The sequence below is a fragment of the Phycicoccus endophyticus genome (genome assembly GCF_011326735.1).
GTDB classification, from domain to species: Bacteria; Actinomycetota; Actinomycetes; order Actinomycetales; family Dermatophilaceae; genus Phycicoccus; species Phycicoccus endophyticus.
Window position 1 is genome coordinate 336,882 of sequence record NZ_JAANCN010000001.1, and the last position, 21,315, is coordinate 358,196.

Genomic DNA, 21,315 nt, shown 5'->3' on the forward strand with positions numbered 1-21,315 from the left:
GGTGTGAGTGGGCACGCCTAGGGTTGGGGAGTGGCCGACCCGTCGACGTACCGCCCCGCGCCGGGGGAGATCCCCACCGAGCCCGGCGTCTACCGGTTCCGCGACCGCGAGGGTCGGGTCATCTACGTCGGCAAGGCCAAGAACCTGCGCCAGCGGCTGTCGTCGTACTTCCAGGACGTGGCCGCGCTCCACCACCGCACCGCGACGATGGTGCGCACCGGCGCGAGCGTCGAGTGGACGGTCGTCACGACCGAGGTCGAGGCCCTCCAGCTCGAGTACGCGTGGATCAAGGAGTTCGACCCGCGCTTCAACGTCAGGTACCGCGACGACAAGTCCTACCCCTACCTCGCGGTGACGATGGGCGAGGAGTTCCCCCGGGCGATGGTCATGCGCGGGGCCAAGCGCAAGGGCACGCGGTACTTCGGCCCGTACGCCCACGCCTGGGCGATCCGCGAGACGCTCGACCTGGCCATGCGGGTCTTCCCCATGCGCACCTGCTCAACCGGCGTCTTCAAGCGCGCCGGCCAGGTGGGCCGTCCCTGTCTGCTCGGCTACATCGACAAGTGCAGTGCACCGTGCGTCGGGCGGGTCGACGCCGCCCACCATCGTGCCATCGCCGAGGACTTCTGCGACTTCATGGCCGGCAACAGCGGGAAGTTCCTCACCCGGATGACCCGCGAGATGCGCCAGGCCGCCGCCGAGCTCGACTACGAGCGGGCCGCCCGGCTGCGCGACGACATCGGGGCCCTGGAGCGCGTCCTGGAGAAGTCGGCCGTCGTGCTGCCCGACGCGACCGACGCCGACGTCTTCGGGCTCGCCGAGGACGAGCTCGAGGTCGCCGTCCAGCTCTTCCACGTGCGCGGCGGACGGGTCCGGGGTCAGCGCGGCTGGGTGGCCGAGCGCGACGCCGAGACCACCCCGGAGGTGGTCGAGCACCTCCTGCAGCAGGTGTACGGCGGCGAGTCGGCCGAGGGGGTGCCCCGGGAGGTCCTCGTCCCGGTCCTGCCCGAGGACGCCGGTGCCCTCGGGGCGTGGCTCGCCGGTATCCGCGGCAGCCGGGTCGACCTCCGCGTCCCGCAGCGAGGGGACAAGCGCACGCTCATGGAGACGGTCGCCCGCAACGCCTCCCAGAGCCTGGCCCGGCACAAGGTCACCCGGGCCGGTGACCTGACGACCCGGAGCCAGGCACTCCAGCAGCTGCAGGAGATGCTCGACCTCGACGACGCACCGCTGCGCGTCGAGTGCTTCGACATCAGCCACGTCCAGGGGACCCAGGTCGTCGGGTCCATGGTCGTCTTCGAGGACGGGCTGCCGCGCAAGTCCGAGTACCGCCGGTTCGTCGTCCGCGGGGACGAGACCGGCGCCACCGACGACACCGCCGCCATGCACGAGGTGCTGACCCGCCGGTTCCGTCGGGGCCGCCAGGAGGCCGCGGAGCGCGACCAGGACGTCGCCGAGGGGCGGGAGCGCCCGGCCCGCTTCGCCTACACCCCGAACCTCGTCGTCGTCGACGGCGGGCTGCCCCAGGTCAATGCCGCCGCCCGCGCTCTCGAGGAGGTGGGGGCGGTCGACGTCGCGGTCGTCGGGCTGGCCAAGCGGCTCGAGGAGGTGTGGCTCCCCGGCGAGGAGCACCCGGTCGTCCTGCCCCGCTCCAGCGAGGGTCTCTACCTCCTCCAGCGGCTGCGTGACGAGGCCCACCGCTTCGCCATCACCTTCCACCGCCAGCGGCGCTCGACGGCGATGACCCGCAGCGCCCTCGACGCCGTGCCCGGGCTCGGCGAGAAGCGTCGGCAGGCGCTGCTGAAGCGGTTCGGCTCGGTCAAGCGGATCCGCGCGGCCTCGCTCGAGGAGCTCATCGAGGTCCCGGGGATCGGGCCTGGGCTGGCGGCCACGGTTGCGGCAGAGTTGGGGTCGGCCGAGCCGGAGCTGCCGGCCGTCGACCCCGTGACCGGCGAGGTCGTCGAGGACGAAGGAGCACGCCGTGGATGAGCAGTTGGCAGGGGCAGCGGGGGCGGTCTTCCTCGTCGTCAGCGGGATGAGCGGAGCGGGGCGCTCGACGGCCGCCAACGTCCTCGAGGACCACGGCTGGTACGTCGTCGACAACCTGCCCCCCCAGCTGATCCCCGCCATGGCCGAGCTCGCGACCCAGGCCCGCGACACCGGCCACCCCGTCCTGCGGATCGCCGCGGTCGTCGACGTGCGGGCCATGACGTTCACCAGCGAGCTGCGCGAGGGGCTGGCCGCCGTCCGCGACCGTGGATGGCGGGCCCAGCTCGTCTTCCTCGACGCCACCGACGAGGCGCTCGTCCGACGCTTCGAGAGCGTCCGGCGCCCGCACCCCCTCCAGCGGGACGGTCGCCTGCTCGACGGCATCCAGGCCGAGCGCGAGCTGTTGCGCGACCTGCGTGCGGACGCCGACGTCGTCATCGACACCTCCGGCCTGAACGTCCACCAGCTCGCCCGCAAGCTCGACCCGATCGCCGGCGCCTCGCACGGCCCGAGCCTGCGGCTCGCGGTGATGTCCTTCGGCTTCAAGTACGGGGTCCCGCTCGACGCCGACTTCGTCTTCGACATGCGCTTCCTGCCCAACCCGTTCTGGGTGCCCGAGCTGCGCTCGCTCACCGGGGTCGACGAGCCGGTCGCGTCCTACGTCATGGAGCAGGAGGGTGCCGGCACGTTCGTCGAGCGGGTCGTGGCCCTCATGGAGCCGGTCACCGCGGGCTACCGGCGCGAGGGGCGGCGCTACGCGACGATCGCCGTCGGCTGCACCGGAGGCAAGCACCGGTCGGTGGCCGTCGCGGAGGCGCTCTCCCGGCGGCTCGCCGACGAGACCGTGGCCAGCTTCGTCGTCCACCGCGACCTGGGGCGCGAGTGAGCGGCCCGGCCGTCACGGCACTCGGGGGCGGGCACGGGCTCAGCGCCACCCTGACCGCCCTGCGCTTCGTCACCGACGAGATCACTGCGGTCGTCACGGTGGCCGACGACGGCGGCTCCAGCGGCCGGCTGCGCGAGGAGCTCGGCGTCCTGCCCCCCGGCGACCTGCGGATGGCGCTCGCGGCCTTGTGCAACGACACCGAGTGGGGGCACACCTGGCGCGACGTGCTCCAGCACCGGTTCGCCGGCGACGGCCCGCTCGGTGGGCACGCCTTGGGCAACCTGCTCATCGTCGCCCTCTGGCAGCTGCACGAGGACCCCGTGGCGGGGCTCGACCTCGTCGGCCGCCTGCTCCAGGCCCGCGGTCGGGTCCTGCCGATGGCCGCGGTGCCGCTCGACATCGAGGCCGTCGTCAGCGGCCTCGACCCCGCGGACCCCACGGCCCGGCAGACGGTGCGTGGCCAGGCCCGGGTCGCGGTGAGCGCCGGGACGGTCGAGAGCATCCGGCTCCTGCCGACCGACCCGCCGGCCTACCCCGAGTCGGTCGCCGCGATCCGGGGCGCGGACTGGGTGGTCCTCGGCCCGGGCTCGTGGTTCACCTCGGTGATGACGCACCTGCTCGTGCCCGACCTCGCCGAGGCGCTCGAGGTGACCCGCGCGCGCCGGCTGCTCGTGCTCAACCTCGACCCCGGCTCGGGGGAGACCGCAGGCTTCAGCGCGGCACAGCACCTGGAGTCCTTCGCGGCGCTCGCGCCCGGCCTGCGGCTCGACGCCGTGCTCGCCGACCCCGACGTCGTCGAGGACGAGAGCGCGCTCGCCGAGCACGCCGGGCGGCTCGGGGCGGCCCTGCACGTCGTCCCGGTCGGGCGGCACGGCGGCGGCGGTCAGCACGACCCCCTGCGGTACGCCGCAGCGCTGAGAGACATCCTGTACAGCCCGCGACCGGCACACTGACGCGTGGCAGGATGTCCCGCTATGGCGATGACGGCGAAGGTGAAGGACGAGCTGAGCAGGCACGTCGTGACCAAGCCCTGTTGCCGCAAGGCCGAGGTGGCCGCGATGCTCCGGTTCGCCGGGGGGCTGCACATCATCGGGGGACGCATCGTCGTCGAGGCCGAGCTCGACACCGCCAGCGCCGCGCGGCGGCTGCGCCGCGAGCTCGCCGAGGTGTACGGGCACACCCCCGAGGTCCTCGTGCTCGCGGCCGGCGGGCTGCGCAAGGGCAGCCGCTACGTCGTGCGGGTGGTCCACGACGGGGAGGCCCTGGCCCGCCAGACCGGGCTGATCGACACCCGCGGTCGGCCGGTCCGCGGGCTGCCCGCCAAGGTCGTCAGCGGCTCCGTGTGCGACGCCGAGGCGGCCTGGCGGGGCGCGTTCCTCGCCCACGGATCGCTCACCGAGCCCGGCCGCTCCTCGGCGCTGGAGGTGACCTGCCCCGGCCCGGAGGCCGCCCTCGCCCTCGTCGGGGCCGCGCGCCGGCTGGGGCTGGCCTCCAAGGCGCGCGAGGTCCGCGGGGTCGACCGCGTCGTCATCCGCGACGGCGACGCCATCGGGGCGATGCTCACCCGCCTGGGCGCCCACGACGCGGTCCTGTCCTGGGAGGAGCGGCGGATCCGGCGCGAGGTGCGGGCCACCGCCAACCGGCTCGCCAACTTCGACGACGCCAACCTGCGGCGATCGGCCCGGGCGGCGGTGGCCGCCGGAGCGCGCGTCGAGCGGGCGCTGGAGATCCTCGGCGAGGAGATCCCCGACCACCTGCGCGACGCCGGGCAGCTGCGCCTGGAGCACAAGCAGGCCTCGCTCGAGGAGCTCGGCCAGCTCGCCGACCCGCCGATGACCAAGGACGCCGTCGCCGGCCGGATCCGGCGCCTGCTCGCCATGGCCGACAAGAAGGCCCAGGAGGAGGGCGTGCCCGACACCGAGGCCGTGCTCACCCCGGAGATGCTCGAGGGCTGAGCGGGCCGACGGCGTCTCACGAGGAGAGCCGTTTCCCGGCTGTGCGGCCCACGGGCCGGACGGTGCGCAGGCCCTCCGGGCCGAGGTCTAGGGTGGGGTGTGGACCACAGGGACGTGGGACCACCCACGTCACATCCCTCCCCATCGGAAGGCAAGGCAAGTGACCGTTCGCGTAGGCATCAACGGCTTCGGCCGCATCGGGCGCAACTTCTTCCGCGCGGTACAGGCGTCCGGCGCCGACATCGAGATCGTCGCCGCCAACGACCTCATGGACAACACCTCCATCGCGCACCTGCTCAAGTACGACTCCGTGCTCGGCGTGCTCGCCGACGAGGTCTCGGCCACCGAGGACTCCATCACCGTCGGCGACAAGACGATCAAGGTCTTCGCCGAGCGCAACCCCGCGGACATCCCCTGGGGCGAGGTCGGCGCGGACGTGGTCATCGAGTCCACGGGCATCTTCACCGACGCGACGAAGGCCCGCGCCCACCTCGACGGTGGGGCGAAGAAGGTCATCATCTCGGCGCCGGCGAAGAACGAGGACGCCACGTTCGTCATGGGCGTCAACGACGGCGACTACGACCCGAGCAGCCACCACGTCATCTCCAACGCCTCGTGCACGACGAACTGCCTCGCGCCGATGGCCAAGCCCCTCAACGACGAGCTCGGCATCGTCAAGGGCCTGATGACCACCGTGCACGCCTACACCCAGGACCAGAACCTGCTCGACGGCCCGCACAAGGACCTGCGCCGGGCCCGTGCCGCCGCGCTGTCGATCATCCCGACGAGCACGGGCGCCGCCAAGGCCATCGGCCTGGTCCTGCCCGACCTCAAGGGCAAGCTCGACGGCTACGCGCTGCGCGTGCCCACCCCGACCGGCTCCGCGACCGACCTCACCTTCGAGGCCGGGCGCGAGACGACCGTCGAGGAGGTCAACGCGATCGTCAAGGCGGCCGCCGAGGGCCCGCTCAAGGGCTACCTGAAGTACACCGAGGACCCGATCGTCTCGGCCGACATCGTCACCGACCCGAGCTCGTGCATCTTCGACTCGGGCCTGACCAAGGTCATCGGCAACCAGGTCAAGGTCGTCGGCTGGTACGACAACGAGTGGGGCTACTCCAACCGCCTCGTCGACATCACCGCCCTCGTCGGCGGCAGCCTCTGAGCGCGGGGGACCGAGCGACCCATGGCTGACATCGCCTCCCTGGGCGACCTGCGCGGCAAGCGCGTCCTCGTCCGGTCAGACCTCAACGTGCCGCTGGACGGGACGACGATCACCGACGACGGGCGGGTCCGGGCCTCGGTCCCGACGATCTCCCGGCTGGCCGAGGCGGGGGCGCGCGTCATCGTGTGCGCCCACCTCGGCCGGCCCAAGGGCGCTCCCGAGGAGCGCTACTCCCTGCGCCCGGTCGTGGCGCGGCTCGCCGAGCTGCTCGGGCGCCCGGTCACCTTCGCCGAGGACACCGTCGGCGAGTCGGCCCGGGCGGCCGTCGAGGCGATGGCCGACGGCGACGTCGTCCTCCTGGAGAACCTCCGGTTCAACCCGGGGGAGACGGCCAAGGCCGACGAGGACCGGGCCGAGTTCGCCGACGCCCTCGCGGGCCTCGCCGACGCCTACGTCTCCGACGGCTTCGGCGTCGTGCACCGCAAGCAGGCCTCCGTGTACGACGTCGCCACCCGGCTGCCCTCGGCCATGGGTGGGCTGGTGCACGACGAGGTCGAGGTCCTGCGGGCGCTCACCGAGCACCCCGAGCGGCCCTACGCCGTCGTCCTCGGTGGGGCGAAGGTCGCCGACAAGCTCGCCGTCATCGACAACCTCATGGGCACCGCGGACCGGCTGCTCATCGGCGGTGGGATGGTCTTCACCTTCCTCGCCGCGCAGGGCCACGAGATCGGCAAGAGCCTCTTCGACGCCGACAGCGTCCAGGCCTGCGCCGGCTACCTCGAGCGGGCCGAGCGCGAGGGCGTCGAGCTCGTCCTGCCCGTCGACATCGTCGTCGGCACCGAGTTCTCCGCCGACACCCCGACCGAGACCGTCCCGGCGGACGCGATCCCCGCGGACGCCATGGGCCTGGACATCGGCCCGGAGTCGGCCCGGCTGTACGCCGCCAAGCTCGCCGACGCCCGCACCGTCTTCTGGAACGGGCCGATGGGTGCCTTCGAGATGGCGCCCTTCGCCGCCGGCACCGCGGCGGTGGCCCAGGCCCTCGTCGACGCCACGGCCTCCGGGGCGCTCACCGTCGTCGGCGGTGGCGACTCCGCCGCGGCTGTGCGCCAGCTCGGCTTCGCCGACGACCAGTTCGGTCACATCTCCACCGGGGGCGGAGCCTCCCTCGAGTACCTCGAGGGCAAGGAGCTGCCCGGCATCGCGATCCTCACGAAGGAGCACTGAATGGCCACCGGCCGCACCCCGCTCATGGCGGGGAACTGGAAGATGAACCTGGACCACCTCCAGGCCACCCACCTCGTCCAGAAGCTCGAGTGGACCCTGCGGGACGGCAAGCACGACTTCAGCGCCGTCGAGGTCGCGGTCCTGCCGCCGTTCACCGACATCCGCAGCGTCCAGACGCTCATCGACGGTGACCGCCTCGAGCTCCGGCACGGTGCCCAGGACCTGTCCGTCCACGACTCCGGCGCCTACACCGGCGAGATCAGCGGTGCCTTCCTCGCCAAGCTCGGGTGCACCTACGTCGTCGTCGGCCACAGCGAGCGGCGCGAGTACCACGCCGAGGGCGACGACGTGGTCAACCTCAAGCTCCAGGCGGCCTACCGGCACGGGCTCACCCCGATCTTCTGCGTCGGAGAGGGCCTCGAGGTCCGCCAGGCCGGCACGCACGTCGAGCACGTGCTCGCCCAGGTCGAGGCCGGGCTCGCACAGATCCCCGCCGAGCAGGCCGCGAGCGTGGTCGTCGCCTACGAGCCGGTGTGGGCCATCGGCACCGGCGAGGTGGCCACTCCCGAGGACGCCCAGGAGGTGTGCGCCGCGATCCGCGGCAAGCTCGCCGAGCTCTACGACAGCGCTCTCGCCGACGGTGTCCGCGTGCTCTACGGCGGGTCGGTCAAGTCCGGCAACGTCGCGTCCATCATGGCCCAGGACGACGTGGACGGGGCCCTCGTCGGGGGGGCCGCCCTCGAGGCCGGAGAGTTCGCGGCGATCTGCCGCTACCGGGACCACCTCACCGCGAGCTGACCCGGCACCCTCGGACCGGGTCGTGAGGCCCGGCGCGGGACCGGTTATCCTGGTCCGGTTCTCCGACCCCACACGCGAAGGATCCCCGTGGACGCGGTTCGCATCGGCCTCCAGGTCCTCCTGGTCCTCGGTGGCCTGTTCCTCACCCTGCTCATCCTGCTCCACAAGGGCAAGGGGGGCGGTCTGTCGGACATGTTCGGTGGTGGGATGTCGAGCTCGCTCGGCGGTTCCTCGGTGGCCGAGCGCAACCTCGACCGGATCACGGTCGGCGTGGCCGCGGTGTGGTTCACCTGCGTCGTCGGTCTCGGCGTCCTCGAGCGGTTCGCCTGAGAGGGGCTGACTGATGGCTGGTGGCAACGCGATCCGTGGCTCGCGCGTCGGCGCGGGTCCGATGGGGGAGGCCGAACGTGGCGAGGCGGCCCCACGTCGCTTCGTGTCGTTCTGGTGCTCCAACGGGCACGAGACCCGGCCGAGCTTCGCCGAGGAGCCCGGGCTGGCGGTTCCCGAGCAGTGGGACTGCCCCCGCTGTGGCTTCCCCGCGGGGCAGGACCGCGACAACCCCCCGGCGCCGCCGAAGGTGGAGCCCTACAAGACCCATCTCGCGTACGTCAAGGAGCGCCGCTCCGACGAGGACGGCGCCGCCATCCTCGAGGAGGCCCTCGAGAGCCTGCGGGGGCGCGGCCTCATCCAGTGAGCCGGTGACGCCGCCGGGGGCGGTCAGCGCCGTGCGGCCCGCGCCAGGTGTCCGACGACTCCCTCGACCCACCCGGCCTCGCGCTGCATCCAGCGCACCGCGACGAGGGTGCGCACGACGACGGGCACGCCGCGCCGTGGGGGTTCGACCGCCAGGTCGGTGCCGAACGGGTCGGTGCTGACGACCCAACGGTAGCCCTGGTCGACGAGGTGGTCCCCGATGGCGGTGCCGAAGACCGTGACCACCTCGGCCGCCACGCCGTCGTCGTCCCGGGCCAGCGCGCGGGCCCACGCCGTGGCGAGCGAGACGATGTCCCCGGGGTCGATGCCGTAGGCCGGGTAGCGCAGCCGGTAGGCCTCGAGGCGGGCCTCCTCCTCGGCGTCGAGCGGGCGGGTGAGGACCTCCGTCAGGGGGCGCACCTCGGGCGCGGGGTCGGCGTCGTCGTCGGCCGCCACCGGGTCGCGGTCGCGGGTGCGCCAGCGGTCCAACAGTCCCATGGCGCCTCAGCCCAGGTCCGCTGCGGCGTCCGCGTCGAGCAGCCACAGCGTGCGCTGCTCGCCGTGGACGTTCGCGGCCGGGGTCTCGGCGAAGGAGGACCCCTGCACACCGCGGCGCACGGCGTCGGCCTTGTCACCGCCGGCGACGAGGAACCACACCTCCCGGGAGCGCTCGAGCCGCTCGCGGGTCAGCGAGACCCGGTCCGGAGGTGGCTTGGGGGAGTCGTGCACCGCGACCGTCGGCCGGCCGGCCGTCGGCGCGGCGGGGTGGTGGGGGAAGAGGGAGGCGACGTGACCGTCCGGGCCGACACCGAGGACCATGACGTCGAAGAGGTCGACCGCGTGCTCCTCCAGCGCGGCTGCGTACGCCTCGGCCGCGTCCTCGGCGCTCGCGGTGAGGTCGGGCCCCGGGACCCGGTGGACGTTCCCCGGCGGCAGCCCGAGGCTCGCGAGCCCGGCCTCGTCGTTCTGGGTGTCGTTGCGGTCGGGGTCGCCCGCCGGGAGGTAGCGCTCGTCCCCCCACCAGACGTGCACCCGTCCCCAGTCGACGGCGTCGCGGGCCGGCTCCGCGGCGAGCGAGCGGACGATCTGCGAACCCATCGACCCGCCGGTCATCGACACGTGCGCGCGGTCGCGTTCCGCGAGGGCGTCGAGCAGCGCCACGACGAGGCGGGCCGCGGAGGCGTCGGCGAGGGCCTGTCGGCCGGGGTGGACCAGGACGGGGGCGGCGCTCACGACCGGCGCTCCGTGATCTCGGCCAGCCGCTCGGCGGCCGCCTGCTGCACCTGCTCCCCGGAGGCGTCGTCGGCCGGCATCGGCATCTTCTCCACCATGGCACTCGTTCCCGCCGCACGCGCGGCCCGGCGCAGCCGCCGGCTGGTCTTGGCCGCCTCGGACGGTGAGGGGGCGTCGCCCGCCCGCACGGCCTCGCTCGCGGTGCGCCGCGAGGCGCGCACGGCCGCCAGGCCGGTGGTGAGCGCCTCCTCGTACACCTCGTCGGGGTCCAGGCGGCGCAGCTCGTCGGCCAGGCACTCCGCGTCCGAGCGGTGCTGCAGGGCGAGCGTGCGGTCCGGCTGGCCGGGCTGGCTCAGGGTGGAGGTGTTGCCGTCCTCGGGACGGACGAGGTCGACGGTACCGCTCGCCCGCTCCAGCCGCACCGAGATGATGCCGGTGCCCCGCCGGGAGCGGGCCAGTGAGACCGGGCAGCGCAGCCGGGCGGCGAGCCAGCCGGCGAGGAGCTCGCCGGAGGGGGACTCGGGCGCGGCGACGACCGTCGCCTCGGTGACCGGCTCGAAGGGGGGCTGGTCGAGCGCGGCCGCGAGCAGCGCGCGCCACAGGGTGACCCGGGACCACGCGAGGTCGGTGTCGCCGGGGCGGTAGGCCGCCGCGAGCCGCTTGAGCACGGCACGGGGGCGCCCCTCGGTGTGTGCGGAGTCGGTCACCCGGCGCTGGGCCATCGCGCCGATCGGGTCCGCGGAGGGGTCCTTGGGCGCGTCACCGGGCCACCACGCGACGATGGGGGAGTCCGCGAGGAGGAGGGGGGTGACGACGGCCCGACCGTGGGCCGCGAGCGGCCCGTAGAGCCGCAGGACGACGACCTCGGAGGCGCCGGCGTCACCGCCGACGCGGATCTGCCCGTCGAGCCGGGCGGCGCCGCGCCGGTTGCCGGTGACGACGACGATGATCCGGCACGGATGCTGTCGGCTGGCGTCGTTGGCCACCTCGACGGCGTCCTCGGCGTCGGTCTCCTCGGTGACGACGACGAGGGTGAGGACCCGCGAGAGGGCCATCGCCCCGGTGTCGGCGCGCAGCTGGACGAGCCGGCGGGAGACGGCTCCGGTCGAGGTGTTCGGCAGGTCGACGATCACCGGGGTCCCCCATCGGTATCGGAGCGGCGGGTCAGCGCGGGTCCCACGCTCCGCGTGGGCGAACCTGTCGGGATGGTGGTCACGGCAGCCTCCACTCGCGTCCGTCGCGGTGCATGAGGTCGTCGGCCGAGGCCGGCCCCCATCCGCCCGCGACGTACTGGTCCGGGGTGCGGCCCTTGCTCGCCCAGTACTTCTCGATGGGGTCGAGGATGCGCCAGGACTGCTCGACCTCCTCGTGCCGTGGGAAGAGCGGGGGCTCGCCGAGGAGCACGTCGAGGATGAGCCGCTCGTAGGCCTCGGGCGAGGACTCGGTGAAGGAGCGCCCGTAGCCGAAGTCCATGCTGACGTCCCGGACCTCCATCTGGGCTCCGGGCACCTTGGCCCCGAAGCGCAGGGTCACGCCCTCGTCGGGCTGGACCCGGATGACGACGGCGTTCTGCCCGAGCTCCTCGGTCGCCGTGTCGGCGAAGGGCAGGTGCGGTGCGCGGGTGAAGACCACGGCGATCTCGGTGACCCGCTTGCCGAGGCGCTTGCCGGTGCGCAGGTAGAACGGCACCCCGGCCCAGCGGCGGCTGTCGACGTCGAGCCGCAGCGCCGCGTAGGTCTCGGTCCGGGAGTCGGCCGCGACACCGTCCTCCTCGAGGTAGCCGACGACCCGCTCCCCGCCCTGCCAGCCGGCCGAGTACTGGCCGCGGGCGGTCCCGGTGGCCAGGTCGTGGGGCAGCTGGACGGCCGAGAGCACCTTCTCCTTCTCGAGCCGCACGTTGTGGGCGTCGAAGGAGACCGGCTCCTCCATCGCCGTGAGCGCCAGCAGCTGCAGGAGGTGGTTCTGGATGACGTCCCGGGCGGCGCCGATGCCGTCGTAGTAGCCGGCCCGGCCGCCGATGCCGATGTCCTCGGCCATGGTGATCTGGACGTGGTCGACGTAGCGGTTGTTCCACACCGGCTCGAACATCGTGTTGGCGAACCGCAGGGCCAGGAGGTTCTGCACGGTCTCCTTGCCGAGGTAGTGGTCGATCCGGAAGACGCTGTCGGCGGGGAAGACGTTCTCGACGATGGCGTTGAGCTCGCGGGCGGACTCCAGGTCGTGCCCGAAGGGCTTCTCGATGACGACCCGCCGCCAGGCGCCGTGCGCGGGGGAGGAGAGGCCGCAGCGCTCGAGCTGCTGGCAGACCGTGGCGAACGAGCCGGGGGGGATGGACAGGTAGAAGGCGTGGTTGCCCCCGGTGCCGCGCTGCTCGTCGAGCTCGGCCACGGTCGCCGCGAGCAGGTCGAAGGCGGCGTCGTCGTCGAAGCTGCCCGGCACGAAGCGGATGCCCTCGGACAGGCTGCGCCAGACCTCCTCACGGAACGGGGTGCGCGCGTGCTCCTTGACCGCCTCGTAGACGATCTTCCCGAAGTCCTGGTCGGCCCAGTCGCGGCGGGCGAACCCGACGAGGGAGAACCCCGGCGGCAGCAGGCCCCGGTTGGCCAGGTCGTAGATCGCGGGCATGAGCTTGCGGCGGGCGAGGTCGCCGGTGACCCCGAACATGACCATCGAGCACGGTCCGGCGATCCGGGGGAGGCGCTTGTCGCGCGGGTCCCGCAGGGGGTTCGCGTCGGCGGTGATGCGGCGTGGGCTCATGCCCCACCCTGCCCGAGGGCTGCCCGCACCCGGGCCAGGCCGGCGTCGTGCTCGCTCAGGTGCAGCCGCAGGACCGGCCGGCCGTGCTCGGCGAGCACCTGGGCGTCGCCGGCGGCCTGGGCGGCGATGAACTGCCCGAAGGTGAAGTCGCGCCCGGGCACCGCGAGGTCCTGCGCCGGCGTGGTCGTCACCTGGACGTAGACGCCGGTCGCCGGCCCGCCCTTGTGGTACTGGCCGGTGGAGTGCAGGAAGCGCGGTCCCCAGCCGAACGTGGCCGGCCGCCCGGTGCGCTCGAACAGGTCGCGGGCGACGTGCTCGAGGTCGGCGTCGGCCTCGCGGTCGAGGTAGGCCATCACCGCGACGTACCCGTGATCGGGGTCGAGACGGCCCAGCAGGGCGTCGACGGCGGCCTCGAGGGTCGAGGCGTCGCCGAGCCACTCGCCGCCGAGGGCACGCACCTGCACGGCACCGTCGGTGAACGCCGGGGGCTGGCCGGTGCCGATGCCCTGCTCGAGCAGGTCGCGGGCCGCCGCCTTGGCGCTCTCGACGTCGGGCTGGTCGAAGGGGTTGATGCCGAGGAGGGAGCCGGCCACCGCGGTGGCGGCCTCCCACAGGAGGAACTGGGCACCGAGCGGGCCGGCGACGGTGAGGACCGAGCCGCTGGCGCCCGCGGCGGCGTCCTGGTCCTCGTCGTCGGTCGGCACGAGGCGCACGAGCGTGCCGTCCGGGTAGAGCGTGCCCGGTGCCGGGCCGACCGCGACGACCGGGAGGATGCCGGTGCCGTCCTTGCCGCTGGACTCCGCGATGAGCTGCTCGGCCCAGGCGGGGAAGCCGGCGTTCTCGGTACCGGCGTCGACGAGGACGAGCTTGTCGCGCAGGGGCTCGGTGCCGGCCATCGCCGCACCGAGGCGCAGGGCGGGGTTGCCCTCGTCGTCGGCGGCGAGGACGTCGGCCACCGCCTCGGCGTCGTCGAGCAGCGCCTCGACGTCGGCACCTGCGAGGGCGCTCGGCACGAGACCGAAGGCCGTCAGGGCCGAGTAGCGTCCGCCGACCCCGGGGTCGGCGGTGACCACCCGGTAGCCCGCCTCGCGCGACTGCGCCTCCAGCGGGCTGCCGGGGTCGGTGACGACGACCATCCGTGCCGTGGGGTCCAGCCCGGCGTCGCGGAAGGCCGCCTCGAAGGCGCGCCGCTGGCTGTCGGTCTCGACGGTGGAGCCGGACTTGCTCGAGACGACGACGACGGTCCGCTCGAGCTCGGTGAGCGCACCCCGGACGACGTCGGGGTCGCTGGAGTCGAGCACGACGATGGGCACCCCGGCGGTCGCGCAGATGACCTCGGGGGCCAACGACGACCCGCCCATCCCGCAGAGGACGACCCGGTCGTAGCCGACCTCCTCGAGCTCGGCGCGCAGGGCGGCCAGCTCACCGACGAGCGGACGCGAGGAGCGCGGGAGACCGGTCCAGGACAGCCGCTTGGCGGCCTCGTCCTGGGCCTGCTCTCCCCACAGGGTGTGGTCCTGGGCGAACAGCCGGCTGGCGAACCGCTGGGCGACCAGGTCGGGGACGTGCGCGGCGACCGCGTCGGCGGCCGCCCCGGTGGCCGAGACGTCCAGGGCGCTCACGCGGTCGCCTTCTCCAGCTCCCGGGAGACGCGGTCGAGCAGCTCGCCCCAGGACTTCTCGAACTTCTCGACGCCCTCGCGCTCGAGCTGGTCGACGACCTCGGAGTAGCTGATGCCCAGCCGCTCCAGGGTGTCGAGAACCTCGGCAGCCTCGGCGTAGCCCCCGGTGACGGTGTCGCCGGTGATCTCGCCGTGGTCGGCCGTCGCCTCGAGCGTGGCCTCGGGCATCGTGTTGACGGTGCCCGGCGCGACGAGCTCGGTGACGTACATCGTGTCGGGGTAGGCCTCGTCCTTGACCCCGGTGGAGGCCCACAGCGGCCGCTGCGGGTGGGCGCCTGCTGCCTCGAGGGAGGCCCAGCGTGGGGTGGCGAAGACCTCCTCGTAGGCCTGGTAGGCCAGCCGCGCGTTGGCGATGCCGGCCTTGCCGCGCACGGCCCGGGCCTCCTCGGAGCCGATCTCGTCGAGTCGACCGTCGACCTCGGAGTCCACCCGGGAGACGAAGAAGGAGGCCACCGAGCGGATGCTCGAGAGGTCCTTGCCGTGCTCGCGGGCCTGCTCCAGGCCGGTGAGGAAGGCGTTCATCACGGCGCGGTAGCGGTCGAGGCTGAAGATCAGCGTGACGTTGACCGAGATGCCTTCGGCGAGCACCTGGGAGATCGCGGGGAGACCCTCCAGCGTGGCGGGGATCTTGATGAAGACGTTCGGCTGGCCGACCTCGGCGGCGAGCGCCTTGGCCTCCTCGACCGTCGTGGCGGTGTCGTGCGCGGCCCGCGGGTCGACCTCGATCGAGACGCGCCCGTCCTCACCGTCGGTGCGCTCGAAGACCGGCTTCATGACGTCACACGCGTCGTGGACGTCGGTGGTCGTCAGGGCGAAGACCGCCTCGTCGACGCTCGCGCCGGCGGCGGCCAGGTCGTCGACCTGGTCGTCGTAGGCGTTGCCCTCGGAGAGTGCCTTCTGGAAGATCGACGGGTTGGTCGTCACGCCGACGACGCCGCGGGTGTCGATGAGCTCCTGGAGGTTTCCGGAGGCGATGCGCTGCCGGGAGAGGTCGTCGAGCCAGACGGAGACCCCCTGCGCGGCGAGGTCCTGGAGGGGCTTGGGTGTGCTCATGCGTGTCTCACTTCCTCGCCGAGCGCGCACTCTTGCGGCTCGGCGTCGTCTGATCGCCCTTGGCGCGCGAGGACTTCGCCCGGGGGGCGGTGTCGGTGACCGCGGGGACCCCGTCGGCCGCGCGGGCGGCCTTGAGGGAGTCCTTCGCGGCCTTGGCGACCGCCTCCGGGGTGAACCCGAACTCCTCGAAGAGCCGGGCCCCGTCGGCGGAGGCCCCGAAGTGCTCGATGCTCACGCACCGGCCGGCGTCCCCGACGAGGTCGTGCCACCCCATGGCGACACCCGCCTCGACGCTGACGCGGGCCTTGACCTCGGGGGGAAGGACCTTGTTCTGGTAGGAGCGCGTCTGCTCCTCGAACCATTCCCGGCACGGCATGGAGACCACACGGGTGCGGGTGCCGGACCGCTCGAGGCGCTGTCGGGCGGCCAGCGCGACGCTCACCTCGGACCCGGTGGCGACGATGACCACCTCGGGCGCCTCGTCACCGTTCGGGCCACCGTCGACGAGGACGTAGGCCCCCTTGCGGACGCCGCTGGCCTTGGCATGTGTGGAGCGGTCGACGGTCGGCAGGGCCTGGCGGGAGAGTGCGAGACCGGCCGGGCGCCGCCGGCGGAGGATTTCGGCCCAGGCCTCGGCGGTCTCGTTGGCGTCGGCCGGGCGGACGACGTCGAGCTGGGGGATGGCCCGCAGGGCCGCGAGGTGCTCGATCGGCTGGTGGGTCGGGCCGTCCTCGCCCAGCCCGATGGAGTCGTGCGTCCAGACGAAGGTGACCGGGATCTGCTGGATGGCGCAGAGGCGGACCGCGGGGCGCATGTAGTCGGAGAAGACGAGGAAGGTGCCCCCGTACGGGCGGGTGAGCCCCTCGAGGGCGATCCCGTTGAGGATCATCCCCATCGCGTTCTCCCGGATGCCGAAGTGGAGCGTGCGGCCGTAGGGGCTGCCCTTCCACTGGGCGGTCTGCTTGCCCGTCGGGATGACCGAGGGCTGACCGGCCATCGTCGTGTTGTTGGACTCGGCCAGGTCGGCGGAGCCACCCCACAGCTCGGGGAGGACCTCGCCGAGGGCACTGAGCACCGTCCCGGAGGCGGCCCGGCTGGCGACGCCCTTCTCGTCGGGCTCGAACACCGGCAGGGCCTTCTCGAAGCCCTGCGGCAGCTCGCCGGCGACGAGCCGGTCGAGCAGGGCGGCGCTCTCGGGGTGGCCCTTGCGCCACGCCCGGAAGCCCTTGTCCCACTCGCGGTGGGCCGCCCGGCCCCGCTTCTTGACCTCTCGGGTGTGGGCGAGCACCTCGCGCTCGACCTGGAAGGACTTCCCCGGGTCGAAGCCGAGCAGCTCCTTGGTGGCGGCGACCTCGTCGGCGCCCAGGGCCGAGCCGTGGGCCTTGCCCGTGCCCCGCGCCGACGGGGCCGGCCAGGCGATGACGGTGTGCAGGCGCACGAGGGTCGGGCGCTTGCCGGGGCGGCGGCTCTTCTCGAGGGCGGTGAGCAGGGCGTCGACGTCCTCGGTGTACTCCGGGGTGCCGGCCGGGTCGCTGGACTGGCGCCAGTCGACGTCGACGACGTCCCAGCCGTAGGCCTCGAAGCGCTGGGCGACGTCCTCGCTGAAGGAGATGTCCGTGTCGTCCTCGATGGAGATCTGGTTGGCGTCGTAGACGACGGTGAGGTTGCCGAGCTCCTGGTGGCCGGCGAACGAGCAGGCCTCGGAGGCCACGCCCTCCATGAGGTCGCCGTCGGAGGCGAGCACCCAGACGTGGTGGTCGAACGGGCTCGTCCCCGCCTTGGCGTCCGGGTCGAGCATGCCGCGCTGGCGGCGCTGGGCCAGGGCCATCCCGACGGCCGAGGCCAGGCCGGAGCCCAGCGGCCCGGTCGTGATCTCGACCCCGTCGGTGTGGTGCACCTCGGGGTGGCCCGGCGTGAGCGACCCCCACGTGCGCAGGGCCTTGAGGTCCTTCAGGTCCAGCCCGTACCCGGAGAGGTAGAGCTGGATGTACTGGGTGAGCGAGGAGTGGCCGCAGGAGAGGACGAAGCGGTCACGGCCGAGCCACGTCGGGTCGGCAGGGTCGTGGCGCATCACCTGCTGGTAGAGCAGGTAGGCCACGGGGGCGAGGCTCATCGCCGTGCCGGGGTGGCCGTTGCCCTTGCGCTGCACCGCGTCGGCGGCGAGCACGCGGACGGTGTCGACGGCCCGGACGTCGAGGTCGCTCCACTTCGCCTTCTTGGCCACGGGCCGGGAGAGTTCCGGGGAGCGGTCGGCGAGCACGGAGGTGCGGGGACGGGTGGTGGTCGGCAACGGGGGTACCTCTCTCGCGGGGACATCGGATCGACGTCGCCACCGGCGGTGAGGGCGCCGTGTGACGCAACTCCTACCCACCCTAGTCCGATGTCACGCCTGGTCGGGACGGGCGGTCGGGTCGGGTGCCCGCCGAGCCGACGGATACACTCGCGGTGCCCCACTCCCGGCCGACACCCGAAGGACGACGTGGCCTCCACCCCCCTGCAGACCGCCTCGGTGCCTGCCGCCGTGCGCGGCGGGCGGCGCCGGGTCGCGGCCTTCGTGGCGCTGACCAAGCCGCGGATCATCGAGCTGCTCCTCGTGACGACGGTCCCGGTGATGTTCCTCGCGGCGCGCGGCGTCCCCTCGCTGTGGCTCGTCCTCGCCACCCTCCTCGGGGGGATCCTCAGCGCGGGCGCGGCCAACACGTTCAACTCGGTCTACGACCGCGACATCGACCGGCTCATGCACCGCACGAGCAGCCGGCCCATGGTCACCGGCGAGGTGACGGTGCGCGAGGCGCTCGTCTTCGGCGGGGTCCTCACCGTCGCCTCGACCGTGTGGTTCGCCCTCGTGGTCAACGTGCTCTCCGCGGCGCTCTCGCTCCTCGCCGTCGCGCTGTACGCGGTCGGCTACACGATGCTGCTGAAGCGCCGCACCTCGCAGAACATCGTCTGGGGCGGTGTCGCCGGGTGCATGCCGACCCTCATCGGCTGGTCCGCGGTCACCGGCACCGTCGGCTGGCCCGCCCTCGTGCTCTTCCTCGTGATCTTCTTCTGGACGCCGCCGCACTACTGGCCGCTGTCGATGGCCTTCCGCGAGGACTACGCCTCGGCCGAGGTCCCGATGCTGCCCGTCGAGCGCGGGCCGGTCGCGGTGGGCCGGCAGGTCGTCGTGTACTCGTGGGTCATGGTCGCGACCTCGCTGGCCCTCGTGCCGGTGGCGGCGATGGGCTGGCTCTACCTCGTCGTGGCGGTCGCCTCCGGCGCCGTGTTCGTCGTCGAGGCCCACCGTCTCCTCGCGGCGGCCCGGCGCGGCGCGAACGGGCTGCGGCTGCGCCCGATGCGCCTGTTCCACTACTCGATCACGTACGTGACCGTGCTCTTCCTCGCCGTCGCCCTCGACCCGCTGCTGCACCTGCCGGTGGGCTGAGCACGCAGGTGGATGTGGGCCGGGGCTCAGCCGGCGACGGACTCGGCGCTACGGACGTGCCCGGCCACGGGCCGGAGCGTGACGCCGCGGGCGAGGAGCAGGACCCGGGTCGAGGCCGCCACGAGCACCGCCGCGCCGACGAGGTGGAGCGCGACGAGGGGGAGCGGCAGACCGGTCGCGTACTGCACGACGCCGACGGCCCCCTGGGCGAGTTCGACGACGAGGACGAGCGTCATGGGGCCACGCAGGGCGCCGGAGCGGGCGACCCACCAGGTGACCAGCGTGACGGCGAGGAGGAGGTAGACCGCGCCCGCGTGGACGTGGCTCCAGGTCTGCGGGTCCAGCCCGTTGCGGGGTACGTCGGCGTCACCGGCGTGCGGCCCGCTGCCCGTGACGACGGTCCCGAGGTAGACCGCCACCCACACCAGCCCCTGGACGACGAGGGTGAGGGCGCGCAGCCTCGGCGCGGCGGGCGCTCCGAGGGCGTCGTGCACCCGTAGGACGAGCCAGGTGGCCAGGGCGACGAGGACCATCGAGAGGAGCAGGTGGACCGCGACGAGCCAGGGGTTGAGGTCGGTGAGCACGGTGATCCCCCCGACGACCCCCTGGAGGGGGATGCCGAGCGCGAGCGCGACGGCGTGCCAGCGCAGCGAGGTGCTCGTGCGGCTCCACCGCCAGACGGCGACCAGGGTGCCGAGGGCGACGGCGACGAGGACGTAGGTGAGCAGCCGGTTGCCGAACTCGATGACGCCGTGGGCGCCGAGCGCGCGGTGCGGGACGAAGGACTCGTCGGTGCAGCGCGGCCAGGTCGGGCAGCCCAGACCCGAGCCGGTGAGCCGGACCAGGCCACCGGTCACGATGATCACGGTGTTCGCGACGAGGCTCGCCCAGGCCCACCCCCGTACGGCTGGCGTCGAGACGGAGTCGGGGACCAGCGGCAGCCTGCTCACGCCCCGATGCTACGACCCGCGGCGCAGCCCTCTCGTGGCCGTCAGCCGGACCAGCGGAACCACCGGGAGGCGGCGAGCCCGGCGAGCAGCGCCCAGGCCGCGAGCACCGCCCACTGGCCCCACGGCCAGAGCCCGTCGACGAACGCGGCACGAGCGGCGTCACCGAGAGCGCCCGAGGGCAGTGCCCGGGCAACCCCGACGAGCGGCGCGGGCAGCACGCTCGTCGGCACGAGCGTCCCGAGGGCCAGGAGCAGGACCCAGCCGAGGTTGGCCAGGGCGAGGACCGCCTCGGCCCGCACCGTCCCCGCGAGCAGGAGGGCGAGGGCGACGTAGACGGCCGTCCCGAGCAGGAGCGAGAGGACCCCGGGCAGGATCCCGGACGCGGGCGGGCGCCATCCCAGCGCGAGGCCGAGGGTGCCGAGGACGAGGACCTGCACCGCGAGCACGGTGAGCACCGCGAGCACCTTCCCGAGAAGGAGACCGCCGCGCCCCAGGGGGCTCGTGCCGAGCAGCCGCAGCACGCCCGAGCGCCGGTCGAAGCCGGTCGCGATGGCCTGGCCGGTGAAGGCCGTCGAGAGCACCGCCAGGGCCAGCGCGCCGGCCGCGGCGAGGTCGGCGCGCCGCCCGGGACCGAGGTCGGGCACGGAGGACAGCGCGAGGCCCGTGAGCGCGATGGCGGGCAGCAGGACCGACACGAGCAGCTGCTCGCCGTTGGCGAGCAGGGTCCGCGCCTCGAAGCGTGCCTGGGCCGCGACCCGGTCGCCAGCGGGCGTCGGGGCGCTCACGCGGCACCCCGTCGGGTGAGCTCGAAGTAGACCTCCTCGAGGGCGCGCTCCCCACGCACCTCGGGCAGGGGCCCGGCGGCGGCGACCCGGCCGTCGGACATGACGACGACGTCGTCGGCGAGCCGCTCGGCCTCCTCGAAGGAGTGGGTGGTCACGACGACCGCCGCCCCCCGCCCGGCCTCGGCCCGCACGAGTTCCCAGACCTCGAGGCGGCCGTGCGGGTCCAGCCCGGCGGTGGGCTCGTCGAGGAAGAGCACCTCCGGCCGGCCGACGAGCGCGGCCGCGAGGGACACCCGCTGGCGCTCGCCGCCGGACATCCGGCGCACCGTCGTGCGGGCGAACCGGTCGATGCCGAGCCGTCCCGCGAGGTCGGCCACCGGCCACGGGTCGGCGTAGAGCGCCGCGAAGTGGTGCAGCAGGGGCAGCGGCCGCGTCGTCGTCGGCAGCCCGCCGTCCTGGAGCATGACCCCCACGGCCGCCCGGTGGGCCGCCGGCGCCTGCCAGGGGTCGCGGCCGAGGACGCGCACCTCGCCGGAGTCGGGCCGTTGCAGCCCCTCGAGGCACTCGACCGTCGTCGTCTTGCCGGCGCCGTTGGGCCCGAGGAGGGCCAGCACCCGGCCGGCCTCGGCGGACCACGTCGCACCGTCGACGGCCCGGGTGGCCCCGAACGCACGCCGCAGGTTCTCGACGAGGACCGCGGGCGCCATGCCGGGCATCCT

The 21,315-nt window shown here is 73.7% G+C and carries 20 protein-coding genes; 10 read left to right on the plus strand and 10 right to left on the minus strand.

Annotated features, from left to right (window positions below; all coding sequences use genetic code 11):
* Window positions 1–30 precede the first annotated feature (30 nt).
* The 9 genes from uvrC to G8D98_RS01665 all read left to right on the plus strand — a co-directional run bounded on the left by uvrC (window position 31) and on the right by G8D98_RS01665 (window position 8,714).
* A complete protein-coding gene (uvrC, locus tag G8D98_RS01630; protein WP_166098192.1) occupies window positions 31–1,989 on the plus strand; it encodes an excinuclease ABC subunit UvrC in 1,959 nt (652 codons plus the stop codon).
* Complete coding sequence (gene rapZ, locus G8D98_RS15395; RefSeq protein WP_373868487.1) at window positions 1,982–2,875, plus strand: RNase adapter RapZ; 894 nt, start codon at window positions 1,982–1,984, stop codon at window positions 2,873–2,875. The genes uvrC and rapZ overlap by 8 nt, the downstream gene beginning before the upstream one ends.
* A complete protein-coding gene (locus tag G8D98_RS15400; protein WP_229661703.1) occupies window positions 2,872–3,828 on the plus strand; it encodes a gluconeogenesis factor YvcK family protein in 957 nt (318 codons plus the stop codon). Before rapZ ends, G8D98_RS15400 begins: the two co-directional genes overlap by 4 nt.
* 21 nt (window positions 3,829–3,849) lie before the next feature.
* Window positions 3,850–4,830, plus strand: coding sequence for a DNA-binding protein WhiA (gene whiA / locus G8D98_RS01640; RefSeq protein ID WP_166098195.1), 981 nt, complete (start codon window positions 3,850–3,852; stop codon window positions 4,828–4,830).
* Window positions 4,831–4,990: 160 nt separating this feature from the next.
* Window positions 4,991–5,995: a type I glyceraldehyde-3-phosphate dehydrogenase gene (gene gap / locus G8D98_RS01645; protein WP_166098197.1), complete on the plus strand. Its 1,005-nt coding sequence runs from the start codon at window positions 4,991–4,993 to the stop codon at window positions 5,993–5,995.
* A 21-nt stretch (window positions 5,996–6,016) separates the two neighbouring features.
* Window positions 6,017–7,222, plus strand: coding sequence for a phosphoglycerate kinase (locus G8D98_RS01650; RefSeq protein ID WP_166098200.1), 1,206 nt, complete (start codon window positions 6,017–6,019; stop codon window positions 7,220–7,222).
* A complete protein-coding gene (gene tpiA, locus G8D98_RS01655; protein ID WP_166098202.1) occupies window positions 7,223–8,020 on the plus strand; it encodes a triose-phosphate isomerase in 798 nt (265 codons plus the stop codon).
* An 87-nt stretch (window positions 8,021–8,107) separates the two neighbouring features.
* A complete protein-coding gene (gene secG, locus G8D98_RS01660) occupies window positions 8,108–8,350 on the plus strand; it encodes a preprotein translocase subunit SecG (RefSeq protein ID WP_166098205.1) in 243 nt (80 codons plus the stop codon).
* Window positions 8,351–8,363: 13 nt separating this feature from the next.
* Entirely contained in the window at window positions 8,364–8,714 is a 351-nt protein-coding gene (locus tag G8D98_RS01665) for an RNA polymerase-binding protein RbpA (RefSeq protein WP_166098206.1), read from the plus strand.
* Between the two features lie 23 nt (window positions 8,715–8,737).
* On the opposite strand, the gene G8D98_RS01670 is transcribed toward G8D98_RS01665, so the two are convergent.
* From G8D98_RS01670 to tkt, 7 genes are all read right to left on the minus strand, one after another.
* The gene (locus G8D98_RS01670; RefSeq protein ID WP_166098209.1) at window positions 8,738–9,211 is read right to left on the minus strand and encodes a DUF3806 domain-containing protein; all 474 of its coding nucleotides are present in this window, start codon (window positions 9,209–9,211) and stop codon (window positions 8,738–8,740) included.
* 6 nt (window positions 9,212–9,217) lie between these two features.
* Complete coding sequence (gene pgl, locus G8D98_RS01675) at window positions 9,218–9,946, minus strand: 6-phosphogluconolactonase (protein WP_166098213.1); 729 nt, start codon at window positions 9,944–9,946, stop codon at window positions 9,218–9,220.
* Window positions 9,943–11,079 carry a glucose-6-phosphate dehydrogenase assembly protein OpcA gene (locus G8D98_RS01680; protein ID WP_166098216.1) on the minus strand — a complete coding sequence of 379 codons (1,137 nt, stop codon included), beginning with the start codon at window positions 11,077–11,079 and terminating at the stop codon, window positions 9,943–9,945. The genes pgl and G8D98_RS01680 overlap by 4 nt, the downstream gene beginning before the upstream one ends.
* 79 nt (window positions 11,080–11,158) lie before the next feature.
* Window positions 11,159–12,703: a glucose-6-phosphate dehydrogenase gene (gene zwf / locus G8D98_RS01685; protein ID WP_166098219.1), complete on the minus strand. Its 1,545-nt coding sequence runs from the start codon at window positions 12,701–12,703 to the stop codon at window positions 11,159–11,161.
* The gene (locus G8D98_RS01690) at window positions 12,700–14,325 is read right to left on the minus strand and encodes a glucose-6-phosphate isomerase (protein WP_166098222.1); all 1,626 of its coding nucleotides are present in this window, start codon (window positions 14,323–14,325) and stop codon (window positions 12,700–12,702) included. The genes zwf and G8D98_RS01690 overlap by 4 nt, the downstream gene beginning before the upstream one ends.
* On the minus strand, window positions 14,322–15,437 hold the full coding sequence (gene tal / locus G8D98_RS01695; protein WP_166098224.1) for a transaldolase: 1,116 nt from the start codon (window positions 15,435–15,437) through the stop codon (window positions 14,322–14,324). Before tal ends, G8D98_RS01690 begins: the two co-directional genes overlap by 4 nt.
* Window positions 15,438–15,444: 7 nt before the next feature.
* Window positions 15,445–17,727: a transketolase gene (gene tkt, locus G8D98_RS01700; protein ID WP_373868486.1), complete on the minus strand. Its 2,283-nt coding sequence runs from the start codon at window positions 17,725–17,727 to the stop codon at window positions 15,445–15,447.
* 189 nt (window positions 17,728–17,916) lie between these two features.
* On the opposite strand from tkt, the gene G8D98_RS01705 reads away from it, so the two are divergent.
* The gene (locus tag G8D98_RS01705; RefSeq protein ID WP_373868485.1) at window positions 17,917–18,861 is read left to right on the plus strand and encodes a heme o synthase; all 945 of its coding nucleotides are present in this window, start codon (window positions 17,917–17,919) and stop codon (window positions 18,859–18,861) included.
* A 26-nt stretch (window positions 18,862–18,887) separates the two neighbouring features.
* Here G8D98_RS01705 and G8D98_RS01710 read toward each other — a convergent pair whose 3' ends face one another.
* Genes G8D98_RS01710 through G8D98_RS01720 form a run of 3 tightly spaced genes read right to left on the minus strand, consistent with a single transcriptional unit; the run spans window position 18,888 to window position 21,303 of the window.
* The gene (locus G8D98_RS01710) at window positions 18,888–19,811 is read right to left on the minus strand and encodes a COX15/CtaA family protein (RefSeq protein ID WP_205859667.1); all 924 of its coding nucleotides are present in this window, start codon (window positions 19,809–19,811) and stop codon (window positions 18,888–18,890) included.
* Between the two features lie 41 nt (window positions 19,812–19,852).
* The gene (locus G8D98_RS01715) at window positions 19,853–20,596 is read right to left on the minus strand and encodes an ABC transporter permease (protein ID WP_166098229.1); all 744 of its coding nucleotides are present in this window, start codon (window positions 20,594–20,596) and stop codon (window positions 19,853–19,855) included.
* Window positions 20,593–21,303 carry an ABC transporter ATP-binding protein gene (locus tag G8D98_RS01720; protein WP_166098231.1) on the minus strand — a complete coding sequence of 237 codons (711 nt, stop codon included), beginning with the start codon at window positions 21,301–21,303 and terminating at the stop codon, window positions 20,593–20,595. The genes G8D98_RS01715 and G8D98_RS01720 overlap by 4 nt, the downstream gene beginning before the upstream one ends.
* Window positions 21,304–21,315: the final 12 nt, after the last annotated feature.